Origin of the sequence: Nocardiopsis sp. MG754419, assembly GCF_018207095.1 — a bacterium.
Taxonomy (GTDB): Bacteria; Actinomycetota; Actinomycetes; order Streptosporangiales; family Streptosporangiaceae; genus Nocardiopsis.
In genome coordinates, this window is sequence record NZ_QOCZ01000059.1 from 1 (window position 1) to 20,810 (window position 20,810).

The following is a 20,810-nucleotide window of genomic DNA, read 5'->3' on the forward strand; positions in this document are numbered from 1 at the left end:
GTACTGCCCTGTGGTGGGGTGGGAGAGTAGGTCGCTGCCACGGTTTTTTTTGGAAAAGGGGGGGTCCTGTTGGGGCCCCCCTTTTTTTTTGTGCCCGGAACCCGAGGGCGGGGGTCGGTGTGGGGGATGAGCCATGACCCCGGTTCAGGGGGCGGAGGACCCCGCCTGGTGGGAGACAGTGCCTGCCCCATTCCGACGGGGTCTTCTCGACAGTTGCGACCTGCTTCTCCTGCGGCGCTCGCACGTGACTCTCTTCGTCGCTGTGGCGGTGGGACGATGTGCGGGCGAAGCACGGTCGGGGTCCGCGCCCTAGAGGGTGTGGGTCGTTTCCGGGCATGGTGGTGCGGGTGAGAGCCGAGACGCCCCCGACCTCGATGGGACCACGATCGTGGCTTCAAGGCCATCGAGTGGTGGGGGCCTGTGAATAACCTGCTCGCTTCGGCTGTGCACAAGCGCACGGTGATGGGATTCGAGTTTGGTGATCCGGGTTCGTCCCATGTCGTAAGCTGGAAGGCACGAGTACTACTACGCGCTGCTACTGGTCGAGGTGGCAGCGCTTTTGAGTGTTGACGGACGGGTTGGATGACTGAGGACAGCCGATCGGGAGACCGCGAGGACTCCGGAGCTAACGACCACAGCGGTAACCGCTCCGGCGAGCCTGGTGGACGTGGACGCGGTGACGACTCCCGCTCCCGGTCCGGCTACAGGGGCTCCCGGGATGACCGAGGCCACGATGATCGACGTGGCCACCGCGGCGACGACGGCCGACGTGGCGGATTCCGTGGCGATCGAGATCGCCGCGACGACCGCGGCGGTGACCGTGGGGGCTACCGCGGTGACCGCGACCGACGTGACGACCGCGGCGGTGACCGTCGTGACGGTGGTCGGGACTTCCGACGTGACGACCGTGGCGGCTACCGGGGAGACCGCGACCGACGCGATGACCGTGGCGGGTTCCGTGGTGACCGGGATCGCCGGGATGACCGGGGCGGTGACCGTGGGGGCTACCGCGGTGACCGCGACCGACGTGACGACCGCGGTGGCGACCGTCGTGACGGTGGTCGGGACTTCCGCCGCGACGACCGGCGCGACGACCGCGGTGGCGACCGGCGTGGCGGCCCCCGTGGTGGTGACCGTCGGGATGACCGTGGTGGTCACGGCCGTCGCGACGACCGTCGTGGTGGTGGTCGGGACTTCCGACGTGACGACCGCCGTCCGCCTCGCGAGGACCGGGACCCGGCGGACGCCGCTCCGTCGTTGCCGGAGGAGGCGACCTTCGACCAGATCGACGCCGAGACCAAGCGCGACCTCCACTCGTTGCCCAAGTCCCTGGCGGAGCTGGTCGGCAAGCACATCGTCGCCGCCGGCCTGTTGGTCGACGAGGACCCCGAGCGGGCCTACAAGCACGCCGTCTACGCGCGCCGTAAGGCCTCCCGCCTGGCCACCGTCCGTGAGGCGTCCGGTATCGCGGCCTACACGGTCGGCAAGTGGCAGGAGGCCCTCTCGGACCTCCGTGCCGCACGTCGGATGAGCGGTCGGGACAACTTCCTCGCCATCATGGCCGACTGCGAGCGTGGTCTGGGGCGGCCCGAGCGCGCCCTGGAGATCACCAACGACCCGTCCGGCAAGGAGCTGGACGCCGACGACCGCATCGAGCTGCGCATCGTCGCCGCCGGTGCCCGACGGGACATGGGCGACGTCAAGGCGGCCTTGGCCGAGCTCCAGGTGCCGGAGCTCAAGGAACGCCGTGCCCGCCCCTACGTGGCCCGGTTGTTCTACGCCTACGCCGACGTCCTGGAGGAGCTGGAGCGCACCGAGGACGCCCGCGAATACTTCGCCCGGGCCTCGGCGGTGGACCGCGAAGGCGTGACCGACGCCGACGAGCGGTTGGCCGCCCTCGAGGGTGTGGAACTGGTCGACATCGACGTCGAGGACGGCATCGTCTGGACCGACGTCGAGGAGGAGGCCGACGATGCCGCAGAGTCGACGGAGCAGCCCCGGGAACGGCGGGGTCGGGACTGACCTTCTCCGCACACGGTGACGCGTCGTCGGGTGGCCCCGTGCCACTCGGCGGCGCGATCGTGCGTCTGGGGGAACTTCCACTCGACCACGACTCGGTCGTGTGCCTGACCTTCCTGGAGGAGCGTCCCTTGATGGTCCGCCATCGTGACCGGGCCTGGGAGTTCCCGGGAGGGCACAGGGAACCCGGCGAGGACATCCAGGGCACGGCCCGCCGTGAATGTCGGGAGGAGGCCGGTGCCACCCTCGGTGAGGTCCGTGCGGTGGGCTACTACGTCCTGGCCACGGGGCACACGACGGTCGTCACCCAGGCTCGGGTGCACGACCTGCGGCCGTTGACCGGTCGTTTCGAGACGGTCGAGGTGCGGGCCTTCGACCGGCTGCCGCCGGAGAGCGAGCTGTCCTGGGCGGACGGTCTGTACGCCCACCTCCTGCGTGAGCTCGCACTGCCCGGGGCGCGCGAGAGCTGACCCGGCAGACGCGTCCGTCTCAGCGCTTGAGGTGGGTCTCCTCGGTACCGACCAGGGTGTATCCGAGCCGCTCGTTGATGGCGAGCATGGGCCCGTTGCCCGCGTGGTTGCCGGTGAAGGCGTGCCGGATGCCCTTCTCCCAGGCGCGCCGGAGGGCGTGGGCCTTGGTGTGGGCGGCGAACCCCCGGCTTCGGTCTCCCGGCAGGGTGCCGGTCATCCCCGACTCCATACGGTCGGCACCATCGGACCGGTAGCAGGAGATCGTGCGGGGGACCCCGTCCACCAACAGCACCAGGCTGAGGTCCTTGTCGGTCAGCGGGTGGTTCCACAGGGTCTCGTGCCACTCGGTGTAGGTGGGGAAGGCCCCCTCGTCCTCGCCCGGTTCGTCCTCACTGGTGATCCGATCGATCTCGTAGATCGGTCGGGGATCGTCGAACTCGGCGAAGGTCCGCAGCGTGCTTCCCTCCGGGGCCGCCGGTGGTTCGGGCGGCGAGCTCAGGTCCAGACCGAGGATCCGAGCGCTCTCGGTGCGTGCGTAGCCGTGATCGGCGAGGACTTCGCGGAGGCGTTCCCCACCGACCTGGACGGATTCCTGCGCCGCCTCGGCCCTCAGAGTGGTGGCGCCGTGGGCGACCAGGTGTCGCTCGGCGGTCGTGAGCAGACGAGCGTGCAGGGCGCCGTCGAGGTGGCTCGGGGCCACGGCCATCAGGAACGTGCGTCCGTGGGCGAGGCCCCTGTCGTCGTCGTGCAGACGGGCCAGGACGTATCCCACGACCTCGTCGCCCTCCACCGCCACGAAGCGACGGTCCCGGTAGAAGGTCAGGGGGTGGTCGAAGCTTTCCAGTATGAGGGCCTCGGTGAGCACCCTGCAGGGGTGGGAGGCCCGAAGGAGGCGGAAGGCCTGGGGGATGTCCGCGCGCCGCAGCGGACGGATGTCGGTCGTCATGCCGGGAACCCTAGGTGACGGCGGAGCGAGGCGGCCATCGGTTTTCGACCCGGCCCACCCGTGCGGTCAGGCGCGTTCCTCCGCCGCCTTCTGCGCGGCCTCGGCCTGTTCCTGTTCGAGTCGGTCGAGCCAGTGCACGATCCCCCCGACGTTGGCCTCGGCGCCGCTGAGGATGTCGAGCACGGCCGCGGCGTCCGGTGAGGCGTCCGGCGGGAGCGGCTTGTAACGGGAGATCACCTTGTCCCGCACCATCGCGATGGCGTGGTCCAGGTCCCCGCCCGAGTCCTGGGAGGCACGCACGGTCTCCACCCACAGGTGCAGTTCCCGCTCGGCCCGGTCCAGCTTCTCGCCGACACCGTCGACCGCGCCGAAGTGGGAGAACATCAGGCGCTGGGCGCCGACGTCCCCGAACAGTCGGAGGGTGCGCAGGCAGGCGTCCATGTCGAAGTCGGGCGGCGGAGTGGCCGGCCGCAGGTCGCCGGTGAGCGGGTTGTACACGCCGAGCGCGTCGCCGACGTACAGGTCACCGGTGACGGTGTCGACCAGCCCCATGTGGTGCTTGGCGTGGCCGGGCGCGTAGTGCGACACCAACCCCCGTCCGGCACCGAGGTCGATGTCCCCGGTCTCGGCGACCGAGCGGATCCGGGCGGCGTCCGTGGGGCGCATGTGCCCGAAGAGGGTCTCCAACCGGTCGCCCCAGACCATCTTCGCGCTGGCCATGAGCCGGCTCGGGTCGGCCAGGTGACGGGCTCCGCGCTCGTGCACCACGATCTCGGCGTTGGGGAAGAGCGCCGCCATGTCACCGGTTCCGCCGGCGTGGTCCAGGTGGATGTGGGTGACCACGATGGTGGCCAGGTCCTCCGGGGCCAGACCGAGCCGGATGACGGCGTCGCGCAGGACCGGTGCCGAGGCAGCGGTGCCGACCTCCACGATGCACGGCCGCTCGGTGCGAATGAGGTAGGCGGACACCACACCCGGGTACCCGGCCAACATCGTGTCGATGGCGTAGATCTCGTCGCCCAACGGGGTGATCCCCTCGGGCAGGTCGTCGGCGTTCACGTCCTTGTGCACGTCCGGGCACCCCTCTTCTGCGAACGTCGTGCGGTCCTCGACCGGACCGAACCCGACTCTAGGGCAAGGACCTCACCGCTGCGTGGCGGGGGTCACCTGGTCGTCCACAGATTTTCGCACCCCCTGTTCCCCGCCCCTCCCGCCGGGGATCCTGGTACCAGCGCGCGCACCAGGTCACCCTCGACAACCGGGAAGGTCCCTCGTGCACATCCGACACCCCTTCGTCCTTCCGCCCCTGCCCGCGTTCGCGTCCCTTCTCACCACGGAACCGTCGTTGCCCGGTGCCCGGGGCGGCCCCGCCCGAGGGGCGGCCTCCGGGTTCCAGGGCACCCGTGTCCGAGACTCCGCTTCCACGAGTCCCGCCACGCCTGCCCGAGGGACGGAGCGTTCCGGCGGGCGGACCGCCACGATGGGACCACCTCCGCAGGCGGGCCCGACGGCGCGACCGGATCCCTGCTCGCGGACGGCTACCGGTGCCACGGACGTGCCCACGACGGCGTCGCACGCGGAGCCCGCCCCCACGGCCGGTGCCGAGCCGGCCGAGGCCACCGCGCGGCCCGGTACCAACGGCTCGACGGTGGACCGGGAACCGGACCGGGACCGGGGGCACCTCAACCAGGTCCTGGTCATCGGTCGGATCACCGCCGCGCCCACGCTGCGGGAACTGCCCAGCGGCGACCGCCTGGTCACCTGGCGGATCGGGGTGGCAAGGCCCACGGACCCACGCCGCCGCGGGGCGCGGATGGACTCACTGACCCTGTTCTCCTTCGACGAGGCGATCATCGAATGGATCGGCGACCGCCGGGTCGGGGAGGTGCTCCGCGTCACGGGGGCGCTGCGTCGCCGGATCTGGCCCGGACGGCATGGGGTGCGCAGTGTCCTGGAGGTGGAGGTCGTCACCGTCGCCCCCGTGCCCGAGGCCGAACGGTGAGGCGTTCCGCGCCGCGGTCCCGGTGGTCCGGGACCGCTCTACCAGCCCAGGGTCTCCAGGGCGGCGGTGACCGAGTCTCCGGCGGGGTCGATGGACGCGTCGGCCCAGACCGCTGCGCACAGGGCGCGCAGACCGTCCAACCGGGAGCCGTCCCCCGACAGTTCCACCGCACCAGCGTGTGCGGTGACGCTGCGACCACCGCACACGATGCGTCCCTCACGCTGCTCCGGACCGGGGTGCGTCTCGTTCATGCCCGAGACGTCCCAGGACACGTAGCGGGGGCGCTGGTGGGGCGGTGCGGCCACCAGGTCGCGCGGGGTGACCACCCCGGACAGCACCAGCAGGCCGGCCGCGCCGTGCGTGGTGGCCCCCTCGATGTCGGTGTCCAGTCGGTCGCCGACGATGAGGGGGTCGGTGGCTCCGGTACGGAGCATGCCCTCCTCGTGCAGGGGGCGCATGGGCTTGCCGGCGATCACCGGTTCCACGCCGGTGGCGTGCGCGATGACCCGGACGAAGGAGCCGTTGGCGGGGGTGATGCCCCACTCACCGGGGGCGGTGGAGTCGGCGTTGCTGGCCACGTAGAAGGCACCGCGCGCCACCGCCAGGGCGCCCTGGTCGAGGAGGTCGCGGTTGAGGGAACGGGAGAACCCCTGCACCACCGCCACCGTCGACGCGTCGGCGACCGTGACGGGTCGCAGCCCCATCCGGCGCACGGCCTGACGCAGGCCGGTGTCGCCGACCACCAGCACCTCCGCCCCGGCGGGGAACCGGTCGGCGATCAGACGGGCGGCGGCCTCGGCCGAGGTGACGACGTCCTCGGGGGCGGCGGGCACACCGATGTGGGTGAGGTGTTCGGCGATCCGGGCCGGGGTGCGTCCGGCGTTGTTGGTGACGAAGGCGACCCGGGCGCCCGCGGCACGGGCCTTGCCGATCGCCTCGGGGGCGGCGGAGACGGCTTCGGCGCCGATGTAGACCACACCGTCCAGGTCCAGGAGCATCGCGTCGTGGAGCTCGTTGAGCGGGCGGTCGGCTGCCTGGAGGGACATGGAGGTCGGTCCGTCTTTCCGTGGGGCGGTGGTGATCGTCTCCAGGCTATGGTGCCGCGCGCCGCGGGTCTTCCCAGCGGGGTGTGTGCTGCGTCGCAGGCGGGCCGCGTCCGGGCTCGGTACGTCCGCGCTCGACCCTCGCCGGGTCCGTGCCGGCGAGGTGACCGTGCCCGTACCTCGCACACCTCCGCAGTGTCCCTAGGGACCGTCCAGGACCCGCATGACCAGACCGGTGCGGGGTTTGGGGCCGAACGAGGTGGACTTGCGGGGGGTGAGTTCGCCGCGGTCGGCGACGGCGTAGACCTGGTCCACGTGCAGTGGTGGAACGATGACCGCGGTGCCCTGTTCGGCGCGGGCGGCGGTCACGGCCTCCGCCGCGTCGTCGTGCACCATGCGCACACGCTCCTCGGGGTGCTCCCACAGCGGCATGAGGACCTCGTGCAGGGCGGCGGTGGCCAGGTGCCGCCACTCGGCCGAGCGGTCCGGCATGGCCCGGGTCAGTGCCCGCTCGTCGAAGTCGTGGACCAGATGGGCGCTTCCGTCGGCGGCGACCACCAGCAGGGCGGGGGAGACCACGGTGTCCAGGCGGGCGGGATCGGCGTCGCGCAGGGGGTCGACCGTGGCGACGGTGCGGGCGGCGGCCAGCGCCCGGAAGGTGTCCAGGCCGGGCAGGACCCGGTGGATGGCGCCGAGCCGCGGTGGGTGGGCGTCGCTGTCCACGAGCAGCGCCAACCCGTACCGCCACCCCGGATCGGTGTGCTCGGCGCGCAGCCTGCGGTAGGCCGCGTAACGGTGGTGTCCGTCGGCGATCAGGGCCGAACGGGAGGCGAGATCGTCGCCGATCCGTCGGTGCACGGCCGGGTCGGTGACGGCCCACAGGCGGTGCTGTGCGCCGTCTCCGGTCCGGGTGGAGATCAGGGGTGTGCCCCGGGTGGCGTCCTCGGTGGCGGCGGAGGCGGCTCCTTCCGCGCCCCGGTACACCAGGAAGATCGGTTCGAGGTTGGCGCGGGCCGTGCCCATGAGCAGGAAGCGGTCGCGCACGGGGGGTTCGGCCACGTCCTCGTGCGGATGCACCGCCGGTGCGTCCGCGCCGTCCTCGGGGAGCGCGAGGGCGCCGATGAGTCCGCGCTGGAGCACGCCGTCCGGAGTGACCTGCTCGTACACGTACAGGGCTGGCTCGGGGTCCTGGGCGAGGTACCCGTCGTCGATCCAGCTGCGGAGCAGGGCGGCGGCGCCGTGGTAGCGGTGGGCGGCGGCGTTCTGTCGGGACAGTTCGAAGGGGAGTGTGACCCTCGCCGCGTTGTGCGGGTCCGAGGCCTGGAGTTCTCGGGCCTCCTCCGCGTCGGGGATGTCGTAGGGCGGGGCCAGGAGTCGGGCGAGATCGAACCCGTCGTCGAGAAAACGGTCGACGTCCGGTGCGGCGTAGCGCAGGCCGCGGAGGGGGGCCAGGTCAAGAGGTCGGCGAGGCATCCCAGAAAGGTACCGTCCCGCACGGGGCCGTCGAGGCGTCGCGCGGCGGGCGGTGTCAGAGCAGACGGCGCATGTGCAGCAGGTCGCCGAGAGTGGCGTCGACCTTCACCCGACGACTGAACAGGGCCACGGCGGGGTTGAGCCGATCCTCGGCCAGGGCGACCAGGTCATCGCTGGAGACGGTGACCGTGACCTGGGAAGTGGGGACGGGCGTGGACAGGGCGCGGTGGGTGACGTCGGTGAGTCCGTCGACGGTCAGGCGCATGTCGAAGGCGGTGTCCAGGTCCGGGACGATCACGCTGACGGTGCGTTCGCGGATGTGTTCGCGCCGCCGGTCCAGAGGTTCGTCGAGGATGCGCTCGTTGGCCCGGGCGATGCCGTGCAGGCACGCGTCGATGCTGCTCATGGGGTCATGATGCCGTATCCGCTTCGGGATCGACGTCAGGGCACGGGTGGTTGGGCAGGGATCGTCCCGAGTCGGGTGGTGTGTCGGTCGCGGGGGTTGCCGGTTCGCGTGTCACACGGGCCGTGGGAGCGGTAGCGTTGGCGTCGACCCCCGGCACGAGGCCCCTCCCTCACCCGCGCCCTCATTTCGTTCGTTTCCTCCCGCGGTCCCATCAAGGAGCACGTCATCATGGTCGTCGACGCGGTACGCACCTACCTCGATGCCGCCAATGGCCTCACCGAGCTTTCCCGCAAGGAGGCCGTCGCCGCCGCCAAGGCGTTGCTGCGGGCCGACGGGGCCCAGGCTCCGGTCGTGCCCGCGACGGAGGCCGCGCAGGGTCCGCCGCCCCGTGTGGGGCAGAACATCCAGGCGCTGGCCGGTGAGCTGATCGAGACCAGCCAGGCCAACCGGTCGGCCATCGCCGACCTGGTGCGCGCCGAGGTGGGGCGCGCCCTGGAACAGATGGACATGGTGCCGCGCGGTGAGTACGAGCGGGTGGTGCGCCGCGTCGTGGAACTGGAGCGTCGGATGGCCGCCCGGCACGCCGTGGAGCGTGTGCTGGCCCCGCGCGGAGGTGCCTCCTCGGCCCTGCCCGCCGTGGCGGAACACGCGGAGCCCACGGCGGAGACAGACACGGATTCCGCGCCGGTGAAGGCCCAGACCCCGGCGACCTCCGCGTCGGCGCGGGCCGAGGCCGAGGTCGAACCCGCCCCGCAGGAGAGCGCCGCACCGGAGTCCGAGGACCGCGAGGACACCGCGAAGGACGCCACGGAGACCGAGATCGCCCCCGAGGCCGTCGAGGACACCGGGACGGCCGACGACACCACGGACGAGGACGAGGGCGAGGACACCTCGACCGAGACCGCCCGGGGTGAGCGGAGCACCAGCCGGAGCAAGTCCAAGACCGGCCCCAAGTCCACCGCCAAGAGCACCCGCCCGCGCCCCGCCGCCAAACGCACCACCAAGGGCAAGAGCACCAAGAAGTGACCCGGTGCGCACCCGGGATGGATAGGGTCGATGCACCACGACACCGGGGGTCCTCCGCGCCCCGACCGGTGACAGGAAACGACGGACGGGGGTCGTATGGGCGGCGACGAGCAGGCGCAGGCGTTGGCCGAACAGACCCTGCGGGCGACCAGGGAACGGCTGGACGGACTGGACTCCCTGCCCACGCACGAACACGTGGCGGTCTTCGACACCCTGCAGCAGGAACTGTCGGGTGTGCTGGGCGCTCTCGGACAGGGGTCCCAGAGCGGGCGATAGCTCCCGGTACCCTAGGTGACCATGGCAAAACGTAGTCGGCTCGACGCGGAACTGGTCCGCCGCGGTCACGCACGCTCCCGCGGTCACGCGGCCGAGATCATCGAGAACGGTTTCGTCCGGGTGGCCGGGATGCTCGCCTCCAAGGCCGCCACCCAGGTCGGGACCGACCAACCCATCGTGGTGCGCACCCCCTCCGAGGAACCGCCGTACGTCTCCCGGGGAGCCCACAAACTCATCGGCGCCCTGGACGCCTTCGACCTCCCGGTGGAGGGGCGGCGCGCCCTGGACGCCGGAGCGTCCACCGGCGGGTTCACCGACGTGCTGCTGCGCCGGGGCGCCGCGCGCGTCACCGCGGTCGACGTCGGCTACGGCCAGTTGGCCTGGGTCCTGCGCAGCAATGAGCGGGTCACGGTGATGGAGCGGGTCAACGTCCGTGAGCTCACCCCCGAACAGATCGAGGAACCCCGCCCCGACCTGGTCGTGGGCGACCTGTCGTTCATCTCCCTGACGTTGGTCCTGGACCCCCTGCGCCGCTCCGTGGACCCGGCGGCGGACTTCGTGATGATGGTCAAACCCCAGTTCGAGGTCGGCAAGACCCGGGTGGGCGCGGGCGGTGTGGTCCGCGAGCCGGCGTTGCGGGCCGAGGCCGTGACCGACGTCGCCACGCACGCGTTCACCCTGGGCCTGGGGGTGGTCGACGTGACGGCCAGCCCCCTGCCCGGACCCTCCGGCAACGTCGAGTACTTCCTGTGGATGCGGTCCGGTGCGGCCCCGTTGGACCCCGACCGACTGGAGCGGGCGATCGAGGAGGGGCCCGCCTGAGGGCGTGGCCCGGGGTCGTAGGTGTCCGGTAACGTGACCCGGCCGGGTCCGGTCGAGGCATCCGGTCGGCACCAGACTCCCGTCGAGGAGTGAACGTAAGGGGACGGCGATGACCAGCGGACGCAGCGTTCTCCTGCTGGCCCACACCGGTCGACCCGCGGCTGTACGCAGCGCCCGGTTGGTGCACGAACGGCTCAGCGGGGCCGGGTTGACCGTGCGCATGCTCAAGAACGAGATCGATGACCTGGCGGCCGTGGGCTGTGAGCTCTCCCCGGTGGAGCCGGTGGAGGGTGCCCGGGCCGCCGAGGGCGTGGAACTGATCATGGTGCTGGGCGGCGACGGCACCCTGCTCCGGGCGGCCGAGATCGCCCGCCCCGCCGGGGCGCCGTTGCTGGGCGTCAACCTCGGGCACGTCGGGTTCCTCGCCGAGGCCGAACGCGAGGACCTGGGCGCCACCGTGCGCAGCGTCGTGCGGCGGGAGTACGTCGTCGAGGAACGGATGACGCTGGACGTGGCGGTCTTCAACGGAGGCCGCGGCGACGGTGCGCCCCCGGTGCGCTCCTGGGCGCTCAACGAGGCGACCCTGGAGAAGGCCGAGTCGCGTCGGATGCTGGAGATGGTCCTGGAGGTGGACGGGCGTCCCCTCTCCAGCTGGGGCTGTGACGGTGTGGTGTGCGCGACCCCCACCGGATCAACCGCTCATGCCTTCTCCGCGGGCGGTCCGGTGGTGTGGCCGGACGTGGAGGCGTTGATGGTCGTGCCGATCAGCGCGCACGCCCTGTTCGCCCGTCCGCTCGTGGTGGGTCCGGAGGCGACGGTGGCGTTGGAGGTCCTGCCCGACACCACACCGGGCGTGCTCTGGTGCGACGGACGGCGTATGGTCGAATTGCCCGCGGGGGCACGAATCGAGATCACCCGTGCCGATACGCCGGTTCGTCTGGCCCGGCTGCACCGCGCGCCGTTCACCGACCGGTTGGTGGCCAAGTTCGGTCTGCCGGTCACCGGATGGCGGGGGCGTGCCGGGCGCGAACGCTGAACGATCGGCCTCGGCACACGCACAGGGCGACAACTATTCAGGAGAGGGTTCGGTGCTCGAAGAAGTCCGCATCCAAGGTCTCGGTGTCATCGAAGACGCCGTGTTGGAGCTGTCACCGGGGCTGACCGTGGTCACCGGTGAGACCGGCGCGGGTAAGACCATGGTCGTCACGGGCCTGGGCCTGCTCTTCGGCGGGCGTGCCGATCCTCAGCGGGTCCGTCCGGGAGCCGACCGCGCGGTGGTGGAGGGCCGGTTGACGGTGCCCGAGGGCGGACGGGTGGCCGACCGGGTCTTCGAGGCCGGTGGTGACATCGACGACGACATCCTCATCCTCAACCGGACGGTGTCGGCGGAGGGGCGTTCGCGCGCCACCCTGGGGGGTCGTTCCGCGCCCGTGAGCCTGTTGGCGTACCTGGCCGACGACCTGGTGGCGGTGCACGGTCAGTCCGACCAGCAGCGCCTGTTGCGCGCCGACCGCCAGCGTTCCTCACTGGACCGCTTCGCCGGCGACGATCTGGCCAAGGCGATCAAGCGGTACTCGGCGGCCTATCGCCGTCACCGGGAGGTCGCGGCGGAACTGGAGGAGTTGGTGGAGCGGGCGCGCGAGCGCGCCCAGGAGGCCGACCTGCTCCGGTTCGGGGTGGAGGAGATCGCCGCAGCCGAGCCGCTGCCGGGCGAGGACGCCGAACTGTGGGCGGAGGAGACGCGACTGGCGCACGCCGACGGTCTGCGGGTGGCCTCCACCACCGCGCACGAGGCGCTCACCGGCGATCCCGCCGCCGCCGACGTGCAGGCCGACGTGGTGGGCCTGTTGTCGGCCGCGCGTCAGTCGGTCGCCTCGGTGAGCGAGCACGACGTCGACCTGGCGGGGATCGGCGCCCGGCTGGACGAGGCGTCCTACATCATCACGGACGCCGCCACCGAACTGGCCTCCTACGCCGAGTCGGTGGAGGCCGACCCCGCACGGCTGGCCGTGGTGCAGGAGCGTCGCGCCCTGCTGACCCAGCTGAGCCGCAAGTACGGCGAGACCACCGACGAGGTGTTGGCCTGGGCCGAGAACGCGGCCAAACGCCTGGCCGACCTGGAGGGCGACGACGAACGCATCGACGCCCTGCGCACCGAGGCCGAGGAGCTGGCGGCACGGCTGGACGAGGCGGCCACCCGCCTCACGGAGATCCGTGGCGCGGCGGCCGAACGGTTCGGCGTGGCGGTCACCGAGGAACTGACCGCGCTGGCGATGCCGCACGCGCGGGTGAGCGTGCGCATCACCACGGGCGAGGAGTTCGGCCCGCACGGGCGCGACGAGGTGGAGCTGTTGCTGGCCCCGCATCCGAGTTCGCCGCCGTTGGCCCTGAACAAGGGCGCCTCCGGGGGTGAGCTGTCCCGGGTCATGCTCGCCATCGAGGTGGTCTTCGCGGGTGCCGACCCGGTGCCCACGTTCGTGTTCGACGAGGTGGACGCGGGCGTGGGCGGCAAGGCCGCCGTGGAGATCGGCCGCCGACTGGCACGCCTGGCCCAGCGCGCACAGGTCATCGTGGTCACGCACCTTCCGCAGGTCGCGGCGTTCGCCGACGCCCACCTGGTGGTGGAGAAGTCCACGGAGGGTCTGGTGACCGAGAGCGGCGTGGTGCGCCTGGACCGGGACGGGCGGGTGCGCGAACTGTCGCGGATGCTCGCGGGCCTGGAGGACTCGGAACTGGGTCGGGCGCACGCCGAGGAGCTGTTGACCAACGCCGATCCCGAGCGGGCCTACCCGGCCGCCTGATCGGTCGGTTCTCGCCGGACCTCCGCGCCTGGACGTTTCCCGTCGCCGGTGCCCGAATTCGGGCACCGGCGACCTTTTGTCCCGAAAACGCCGATCGGCCTACTGTTGTGACTCCGGGTGAACAAGGTCTGACAGTATGCCACCGATGAAGGTATCGGATGCGTTCAGAGCCACACTGCGATTCCGCCGCTCGGGGGCGGAATCCTCCGCCGGGCTGGTCGCTCCCGTCCGTTCGGACCGTCGTACCAAGAACCTGACCAAACGCCTGCGCCCCGGCGACATCGCCGTGATCGACCACGTCGACCTCGACCGCGTCAGCGCCGAGGCCCTCGTGGGTTGTGGTGTGTCCGCCGTGCTCAACGTGGCCCCCGGCATCAGTGGCCGCTACCCCAACCAGGGCCCCGAACTCATCGTGGGCGCGGGCATCCCCCTCATCGACGACGTGGACCCCGAGGTGTTCACGCGGGTGCGCGAGGGTGAGCGGCTGCGGGTGGAGGGCGACACCCTGTACCGGGGTGAGGAGGTGGTGGCCCGCGGGGTCCGCCAGGACCGCGCGTCCGTCGACGCCGCCATGGAACACGCCCGCGCCGGACTGGCCACCCAGCTGGAGGCCTTCGCCGCCAACACCATGGCCTACCTGCAGCGCGAACGCGACCTGTTGCTGGACGGCATCGGCATCCCCGCCATCGGCACCAGCATGGAGGGGCGCCACGTGCTCATCGTGGTGCGCGGCTACCACTACCGCGAGGACATCGCGGCGCTGCGCCCCTACATCCGCGAGTTCCGGCCCGTCATCGTCGCCGTCGACGGAGGCGCCGACGCGGTCATCGAGGCCGGATTCCGCCCCGACATCATCGTCGGCGACTTCGACTCGGTCTCCGACCGTGCCCTGGCCGGCGGTGCCGAGCTCGTGGTGCACGCCTATCGGGACGGGCGCGCCCCCGGCCTGCAGCGCCTGCGCGACCTGGGCCACGACGCCGTCGTCTTCCCCGCCACCGGCACGAGCGAGGACGTCGCGATGATGCTGGCCGACGGTACCGGGGCCGCGCTCATCGTCGCCGTGGGCACCCACGCCACCCTGGAGGAGTTCCTGGACAAGGGACGTTCGGGGATGGCCAGCACCTTTCTCACCCGGTTGCGCGTGGGCGGCAAGCTCGTCGACGCCAAGGGGGTGAGTCGGCTGTACCGCTCGCGCATCTCGCCGTGGGCACTCTTGGCCCTGGTGGCCGCGTGCCTGCTCACCATCGTGGTCGCCGCGTACTGCTCACCGGCGGGCCAGGTCTACCTCACCTTCCTGGCGGCGCGTTGGGACGCGTTCGTCTACTCGTTGACGGGGCTGCTCACGTGATCGACTTCCGTTACCACCTGGTCTCCATCGTCGCGGTGTTCCTGGCCCTGACGGTCGGACTCGTCCTGGGCACGACCATGCTCCAGGACCCGCTGCTCAACACGCTCCAGTCCGAGACCGCCGACCTGCGCGGCCAGAGCGAGGACCTGCGGGTCGAACGCGACGAGGCCGAACTGCTCAACAACGGCGCCGACCAACTGGTGGAGGCGTCGGCCGGTGACGTGCTCACCGACCGTCTGCACGACGTGGACCTGGTCGTGGTGGCCGCGCCCGGCGCCGACGAGGACGTGGTGCGTGCGCTGGGCACGCGGGCCGAGGACGCGGGTGCGCGGATCGCCGGTCAGGTGTCGGTGGAGGACGCGTTCCTGGACACGGGCGGCTCCACCTTCGTCGACGAGCTCGCTCTGCAGGTCTCCGACACCCCGGGTGACCTCACCGGAGGTCCCTACACCAAGGCCGGGACCGAACTCGGCCGGGCGCTGGCCTCCGACGAGATCCCGGAGGACGAGGACGCGCGGGACGAGGAGGACACCGACCGGGAGGACGAGGCCGAGGACGGCGAGGGCGCCGACGGCGGTCACGACGCGGGCGCCGTCCTGGCCGCCTTCGCGGAGGGCGGCCTGATCACCCTGCACGGATCTCCCGCGGGCTCCGCCGACGCCCTGCTCGTGGTCGCGCCCGACGGGCCCATCGAGGGCGACGTCGAGACCGTCACCACGGCCCTGAACGAACTCACCGGCGCGATGAGCCGACAGGCGGAGGCCACGGTGCTGACCGGTGGCGTCGAGTCCGGTCGTGAGGGGGGTCTGCTCCACCGGGCCCTGGCCGAGGAACCCGCCTTCAGCACCGTGGACGTGGCCGGCCGGCCCGCCGGCGACGTCGTGGTCATGCTCTCCCTGGCCGAGTCCCTGGAGGGCGGTCGCGGCGCCTACGGCGTCGGCGAGGGCACGTCGGGCTTCCTGCCGGACCCGCTCCCCGAGCCCCGGATCGACCCGGAGGAGGACCCGGAGGTCGACGCCGACGCCGCCTCCGACGACCGTGACGAGGCCCGACGCGCCGGCTCCGGGAACGGGGAGTGAGTCCCGTGCCCGCCTCGGCGGTGACCCTGGCGGTGCGCGGAGCGGCCGGTGCCGCGCTGGGCGGACTGGCCGCCCATGGGGCCTACCGTTGGCTGACCCGGCGGCGCGACGGTCTGTGGGAGCGCGTGAACTTCCGCGGCCGCACCGTAACCCTCCACGAGGGGCCCGCGCTGGCCTCGGGCGTGTGCGCCGCGGCGGCACTCACCCCGGGCGTGCACCCGAGGGTGCGCGCGGCCTCCGCGTTGGCCGCCGCCGGCGCCGCCGCCTTCGGCGCCTACGACGACCTGGTCGGGTCGGCCGAGGCCCGAGGTCTGCGCGGCCACCTCGGGGCCCTGGCACGGGGGCGGGTCACGACCGGTGTCGTCAAGATGGTGGGGATCGGCGCCATCGGCCTGGCCGCCGCCTCCCTGCTCCGCCGCGGACCGGGCGACACCCTGGTCGATGGCGCCCTCATCGCCGCCGGAGCCAACCTGGTCAACCTCCTCGATCTGCGCCCCGGACGCGCCGTGAAGTTCGCACTGCTGGCCGCCGCCCCCGCGCTGGCCACCCCCGCCGCACCGCTGGTCGGACCGGTGGTGGGCGCCTCGGTCGCCCTGCTCCCCGACGAGCTGGCCGAACGCTGCATGCTCGGTGACGCCGGCGCCAACGCCCTGGGCGCGGCCCTGGGCGTGGCCGCGGTGGTCCGTGCGCCCCGACTCGTGCGGCTCGCCCTGCTCGGCGTTGTGGTCGGTCTGACCCTGGCCGGAGAGGTCACCAGTTTCTCCCGGGTGATCGAGCGGGTGCCGGTGCTGCGCCACCTGGACCACTGGGGCCGGACGGAGGCAGAGGAGACCGCCCCGGGGGCGTCCACGGTGCCGACGTGACGCGGGGGGTCGCCGCGGCGGCCGCGCTCATCGCCGTGGTCACCGTGGGGGCGCGGTTGGCCGGCTTCGGCCGCACGGTCGTCTTCTCCCAGACGGTCGGCGACACCTGCCTGGGCACCGCCTACGTCACCGCGAACCAGCTGCCGGCGGTCCTGTTCGAGATCGTCATCGGCGGCGCCCTGACCGCCATGGTGGTGCCGGTGCTGGCCGCCGCCGTCGACCGGGGCGATCGCGCGCAGGTGCGGCACACCACCTCGGCGCTCATCACCTGGGTACTGGTGCTGTCGCTGCCGCTGGCCGCCCTGTTGGCGCTGGCGTCGGTTCCGACGATGGCGCTGATGCTGGGGTCGGGCACCGGGTGCGACCACACCGCGCTGCTCTCTTTGGCCGCCCGCATGCTGGTGGTGTTCGCGCCCCAGATCGTCTTCTACGGGTTGGCGGCCGTGCTCTACGGGGTGCTGCAGGCGCACCGGCGCTTCCTGGGGCCGGCACTGGCCCCGTTGGTCTCCAGCCTCGTGGTGATCGCCGCCTACCTGGCGTTCGTTCCTCTCGGCGCCGACCACCGGCAGGGGTTGACGGACCTGCCCCTGTCGGCGGAGCTCACCCTGTCCCTGGGGACCACGGTCGGGGTGGTGGCGCTGTTCGTCACCGCGCTGGTGCCCGCCCGAGGCCTGGACCTGCGCGTCCGACCCCGGTTCACCTTCCCCCCGGGCGTGGGGGAGCGGGTGCGCGCCCTGGCGTTGGCGTCCCTGCTGCCGTTGGTGGCCATGCAGGTGTCCCTGCTGCTCGCGGTGGCCCTGGCCAACTGGGGCGGTGGCGCGGGCGCGGCCGTGCTGTACAGCTACGCGTGGGCGCTGTTCACCCTGCCCTACGGCGTGATCGCGGTGCCCATCGCCACCAGCGCCTTCACGGCGTTGGCGGTGGCGCACGCCGAGGACGACCGGAACGGTTTCGCCCGACTGTCGGCGGCCGCGGCGAGGGCCACCGTGGTGATCACGGCCGCGGTCGGTACCGGTCTGGCGGCGGCCGCGGGCCCGGTGGCGCTCGTCTTCGCGCGGGTCGACCCCCCGCCCCTGGAACGGGCCCTGCTCGCCTACGCCCCGGGGGTGGTGGGTTTCGCGCTGGTGGCCCTGCTGAGCAGGGCACTGTACGCCTCCCACCACGGTCGGCTCGCGGCCACCGCCCAGGTCGTGGGGTGGCTGGTCGTCATGGCGTGCGCGGGCGCCCTGGTGTGGGCGGCGCCCGCGGGGTGGGCCATCGCGGGGCTCGGCGCGGGGACCACGGTGGGACTGTCCCTGGGCGCGCTCCTGCTGTGCGCGGGTGTGGTGCGCGTGCACGGACGGGACGCCCTGGCCGGGCTTCCGCGTTCCCTGACGGCCGCGCTGCTCGGAGGGGTCGCCGGGATCCTCGGCGGCCGTGCCGTGGCGCACGTGCTGGAACCGACCGGCGTCGGGGCGGCGGTGGGGGCGGCGCTGGCCTCCGGAATGTCGGCCCTGGTGGTCTTCTGTGCGGTGGCCGCGCTGGTGGACCGTACGGCGGTGCGCGTGGTCCTCGGTCGGACCCGTGACGTACTCGAACGCAGGAAGGAGACACGGTGAACGGCAGGATCGCCTTGGTGATCGGGACCAGCACCGGAGGGGTGGGACGCCACGTGCGGTCGCTGGGGGAGGGGCTGCTCCGACGCGGCCACAGGGTGGTGGTGGTCGGGCCCCCCGAGGCCGAGCGGGAGTTCGCCTTCGGTGAGGCGGGGATGCGTTTCGCACCGGCACGGATCGGCGCCGCACCGTCGTGGTCCGACCCTCGGGTGGTGCTGCGACTGCGCGCCCTGTTGGGCGCCGCGGACGTGGTGCACGCGCACGGGTTGCGCGCCGGGGCCCTGTGCGCGCTGGCCGGGGTGCGGCCTCTGGTGGTGACCGCCCACAACGCCCCGCCGTCGGTGGACGGTCCCCTGGCGGCGGCCTATCCGGTACTGGAGAAGATCGTGGCGCTGCGCGCCGACACGGTGCTCGGGGTCTCCGGTGACCTGGTGGAACGCCTGCGCGCGGCCGGCGCCGAGGACGCGCGCAGGGCGGTGGTGGCCGCCCCGGAGACGGGACGGCCGCTCAAGGGGCGGGAGGAGACCCGCCGCGACCTGGCGGTGCTGCCGGAGCGCCCCCTGCTGCTCACGGTGGCGCGGCTCGCCGAGCAGAAGGGCCTGGACGTGCTCCTGGAGGCGGCGCCGGCGATCACCGACCGGGTCCCCGAACCGGTGGTGGCGATCGCCGGGGACGGGCCGTTGTGGGGGGAACTGCACGACGCGGCCGCCGGGATGGACGTGGACGTGCGCATGCTGGGGCGGCGCGCGGACGTGGCGGACCTGCTGGCCGCCGCCGACGTGTTCTGCCTCACGAGCCTGTGGGAGGGGCCCTCCCTGGTGATCATGGAGGCCCTGCGCGCCGGGCTGCCGGTGGTGGCGACCAGGGTGGGCGGCATCCCCGACCTGTACGCGGGCACCGTGCTGATGGTGCCCCCGGGCGACGCCCGCGCGTTCGCCGCGGCGGTCGGGCGGGTGCTCGACGACCCGGCCCTGGCCGAGGACCTGCGCGCACGTTCCCGCGCGGCGGCGCGGACGCTGCCCACCGAAGAGGACGCGGTGGAGTCGGCGTGCGCCGTCTACAAGGCGGTGGCGCGATGGTGAGCCCGCTCCGCGAGGAACCCCCGGACCGTTGGGGCGGGATCGGCGACGGATATCGCCGCGGTCTGTTGCATGTGTCCCCGACGTCTGTGCGATACCTCCGCCCCGGTGACTTCCCCGGGGACACGGTTCATGGCATCCTGAGGATCGGTTCGTATCGCGTACTCTGTTCGGGTGCGCTTTACGCGCCTGCTTCACCACGTGAGGGGAGTATCCCTGTCGCGGCGGCGCCGTCATCACGGAGTACAACGACGTATTCCCGGTTCCGTCGGTCCGCACCGTTCGGGTGCGGGCGGGAGAGACCTCCGGTTCATTACCGTGCGCGCACAACGCTCGCGCGTACCGACCGGAGGAGAATCCGTCCGTGAACGTTCCCCTGTGGATTTGGGCTGCCACGATCGCGGTCATGATCCTGATCCTGACCCTGGATCTGATCATCGTCGACCACCCGTGGAGCAAGACCAAGGGCCCCAAGGAATTCGGGATGAAGCAGGCCGCCTGGTGGGCGGTCTTCTATATCGGCATCGCCGTGGTCTTCGGTTTCGGTGTCATGTACTTCGGCGGGCTGACCTCGGGAGCCGAGTACTTCGCCGGGTTCGTCACCGAGAAGAGCCTGAGCATCGACAACCTGTTCGTCTTCTATCTGTTGATGACGGGTTTCGCGGTCCCCAAGAAGTACCAGCACGAGGTCCTGCTGGTCGGCATCGTCATCGCCATCGTCATGCGCGGCATCTTCATCGTCCTGGGCGCGCAGGTCATCAACGCCTGGAGCGAGGTCTTCTACCTCTTCGGCGTCTTCCTCATCTACACCGGTTACAAGATCATCCGGGATCACCTCAAGGGTGACGAGGAGGAGAAGGACTTCACGCAGACCCCGGTGGTCCGCCTGGTCAAGCGCTTCTGGCCGGTGACGAAGGACTACCACGGCGCCAAGCTCACCGTGAAGCTCGACGGTCGCCGCCACGTCACCCCGATGCTGCTGGTCATCGTCGCCATCGGCGTCATCGACCTGGTGTTCGCCGTCGACTCCATCCCGGCGATCTTCGGTCTGACCCAGGACGCCTACATCGTCTTCACCGCCAACGCCTTCGCCCTCATGGGCCTGCGTCAGCTGTACTTCCTACTGGCCGGTCTGATGGACCGCCTGGCCTACATCAGCTGGGGTCTGTCGGCGATCATGGTCTTCATCGGCGTGAAGATGATCCTGCACGCCCTGCACGAGAACGGTGTGCACGTCATCGAGGTCGGTATCGGCACCTCGCTGACCGTGATCCTCGGCATCATGACCATCACCATCGTGGGCAGCCTGATCAAGTCCCGGTCCGACTCCGACAAGCAGATCGAGGTCGAGGTGGACCGCCCGGCCGACCGCTCCTGACCGGACCGGCCGCGGGAAGGGCCCCGCGACCGAGAAAGTTCGAGAGAACGCCGCGATTTCGAACGGCTGTTCGTCTATAGTGGTGGTGCCCTTGACGCTCCGGCGTCAGGGGCACCACCACTTCTGCGTGGTGGAAGAAACCGTCACGGGCGATCGTTAGTCTTGTGGACGGGGGAGGAGCCAC

Annotated in this window: 20 protein-coding genes; 14 read left to right on the forward strand and 6 right to left on the reverse strand. The window is 71.8% G+C overall.

The window, feature by feature from the left end:
* Positions 1-525: 525 nt before the first annotated feature.
* Positions 526-1,314, reverse strand: a complete 789-nt coding sequence (locus tag DSY14_RS13520) for a hypothetical protein (RefSeq protein WP_211716888.1) — start codon at positions 1,312-1,314, stop codon at positions 526-528.
* Between DSY14_RS13520 and DSY14_RS13525 the strand changes: the two genes are divergently transcribed.
* Positions 1,258-2,022 (forward strand): M48 family metallopeptidase, encoded by a 765-nt coding sequence (locus DSY14_RS13525; protein WP_249187827.1) that lies wholly within the window; start codon positions 1,258-1,260, stop codon positions 2,020-2,022. The two genes, DSY14_RS13520 and DSY14_RS13525, sit on opposite strands and share 57 nt — an antisense overlap.
* A gap of 59 nt (positions 2,023-2,081) precedes the next feature.
* Positions 2,082-2,489, forward strand: coding sequence for an NUDIX domain-containing protein (locus tag DSY14_RS13530; protein ID WP_211716935.1), 408 nt, complete (start codon positions 2,082-2,084; stop codon positions 2,487-2,489).
* A gap of 19 nt (positions 2,490-2,508) precedes the next feature.
* On the opposite strand, the gene DSY14_RS13535 is transcribed toward DSY14_RS13530, so the two are convergent.
* Together DSY14_RS13535 and DSY14_RS13540 are read right to left on the reverse strand one after the other, a co-directional pair.
* Positions 2,509-3,435: a GNAT family N-acetyltransferase gene (locus DSY14_RS13535; RefSeq protein WP_211716889.1), complete on the reverse strand. Its 927-nt coding sequence runs from the start codon at positions 3,433-3,435 to the stop codon at positions 2,509-2,511.
* Between the two features lie 66 nt (positions 3,436-3,501).
* The gene (locus tag DSY14_RS13540; protein ID WP_211716890.1) at positions 3,502-4,506 is read right to left on the reverse strand and encodes an MBL fold metallo-hydrolase; all 1,005 of its coding nucleotides are present in this window, start codon (positions 4,504-4,506) and stop codon (positions 3,502-3,504) included.
* Positions 4,507-4,990: 484 nt separating this feature from the next.
* Here DSY14_RS13540 and DSY14_RS28750 point away from each other — a divergent pair, with 484 nt between their 5' ends.
* Positions 4,991-5,437, forward strand: coding sequence for a single-stranded DNA-binding protein (locus DSY14_RS28750; RefSeq protein WP_307851218.1), 447 nt, complete (start codon positions 4,991-4,993; stop codon positions 5,435-5,437).
* 38 nt (positions 5,438-5,475) lie between these two features.
* Here DSY14_RS28750 and DSY14_RS13550 read toward each other — a convergent pair whose 3' ends face one another.
* The 3 genes from DSY14_RS13550 to DSY14_RS13560 form a co-directional block, all read right to left on the reverse strand.
* Positions 5,476-6,483 (reverse strand): HAD-IIA family hydrolase, encoded by a 1,008-nt coding sequence (locus DSY14_RS13550; RefSeq protein ID WP_211716892.1) that lies wholly within the window; start codon positions 6,481-6,483, stop codon positions 5,476-5,478.
* A gap of 198 nt (positions 6,484-6,681) precedes the next feature.
* Entirely contained in the window at positions 6,682-7,953 is a 1,272-nt protein-coding gene (locus tag DSY14_RS13555) for a DUF1015 domain-containing protein (RefSeq protein ID WP_211716893.1), read from the reverse strand.
* 55 nt (positions 7,954-8,008) lie between these two features.
* Entirely contained in the window at positions 8,009-8,359 is a 351-nt protein-coding gene (locus DSY14_RS13560) for an SCP2 sterol-binding domain-containing protein (protein WP_211716894.1), read from the reverse strand.
* 228 nt (positions 8,360-8,587) lie between these two features.
* On the opposite strand from DSY14_RS13560, the gene DSY14_RS13565 reads away from it, so the two are divergent.
* From DSY14_RS13565 to DSY14_RS13615, 11 genes are all read left to right on the forward strand, one after another.
* Positions 8,588-9,385 carry a membrane fusogenic activity family protein gene (locus DSY14_RS13565; RefSeq protein ID WP_211716895.1) on the forward strand — a complete coding sequence of 266 codons (798 nt, stop codon included), beginning with the start codon at positions 8,588-8,590 and terminating at the stop codon, positions 9,383-9,385.
* A gap of 96 nt (positions 9,386-9,481) precedes the next feature.
* Entirely contained in the window at positions 9,482-9,661 is a 180-nt protein-coding gene (locus tag DSY14_RS13570) for a hypothetical protein (protein WP_211716896.1), read from the forward strand.
* A 21-nt stretch (positions 9,662-9,682) separates the two neighbouring features.
* Positions 9,683-10,483: a TlyA family RNA methyltransferase gene (locus tag DSY14_RS13575; protein ID WP_211716897.1), complete on the forward strand. Its 801-nt coding sequence runs from the start codon at positions 9,683-9,685 to the stop codon at positions 10,481-10,483.
* 109 nt (positions 10,484-10,592) lie between these two features.
* Positions 10,593-11,519 carry an NAD kinase gene (locus DSY14_RS13580; protein WP_211716898.1) on the forward strand — a complete coding sequence of 309 codons (927 nt, stop codon included), beginning with the start codon at positions 10,593-10,595 and terminating at the stop codon, positions 11,517-11,519.
* A gap of 52 nt (positions 11,520-11,571) precedes the next feature.
* Positions 11,572-13,284, forward strand: a complete 1,713-nt coding sequence (gene recN / locus DSY14_RS13585) for a DNA repair protein RecN (protein WP_211716899.1) — start codon at positions 11,572-11,574, stop codon at positions 13,282-13,284.
* 145 nt (positions 13,285-13,429) lie between these two features.
* Entirely contained in the window at positions 13,430-14,632 is a 1,203-nt protein-coding gene (gene steA / locus DSY14_RS13590; protein ID WP_249187828.1) for a putative cytokinetic ring protein SteA, read from the forward strand.
* Positions 14,629-15,711 carry a copper transporter gene (locus tag DSY14_RS13595; protein ID WP_211716900.1) on the forward strand — a complete coding sequence of 361 codons (1,083 nt, stop codon included), beginning with the start codon at positions 14,629-14,631 and terminating at the stop codon, positions 15,709-15,711. The genes steA and DSY14_RS13595 overlap by 4 nt, the downstream gene beginning before the upstream one ends.
* A gap of 5 nt (positions 15,712-15,716) precedes the next feature.
* Positions 15,717-16,574, forward strand: a complete 858-nt coding sequence (locus DSY14_RS13600; protein WP_307851219.1) for a hypothetical protein — start codon at positions 15,717-15,719, stop codon at positions 16,572-16,574.
* Positions 16,571-18,172: a murein biosynthesis integral membrane protein MurJ gene (gene murJ, locus DSY14_RS13605; protein WP_211716901.1), complete on the forward strand. Its 1,602-nt coding sequence runs from the start codon at positions 16,571-16,573 to the stop codon at positions 18,170-18,172. The genes DSY14_RS13600 and murJ overlap by 4 nt, the downstream gene beginning before the upstream one ends.
* Positions 18,169-19,251, forward strand: a complete 1,083-nt coding sequence (locus DSY14_RS13610) for a glycosyltransferase family 4 protein (RefSeq protein ID WP_211716902.1) — start codon at positions 18,169-18,171, stop codon at positions 19,249-19,251. The genes murJ and DSY14_RS13610 overlap by 4 nt, the downstream gene beginning before the upstream one ends.
* Before the next feature lie 361 nt (positions 19,252-19,612).
* Positions 19,613-20,626, forward strand: a complete 1,014-nt coding sequence (locus tag DSY14_RS13615; RefSeq protein WP_211716903.1) for a TerC family protein — start codon at positions 19,613-19,615, stop codon at positions 20,624-20,626.
* Positions 20,627-20,810: the final 184 nt, after the last annotated feature.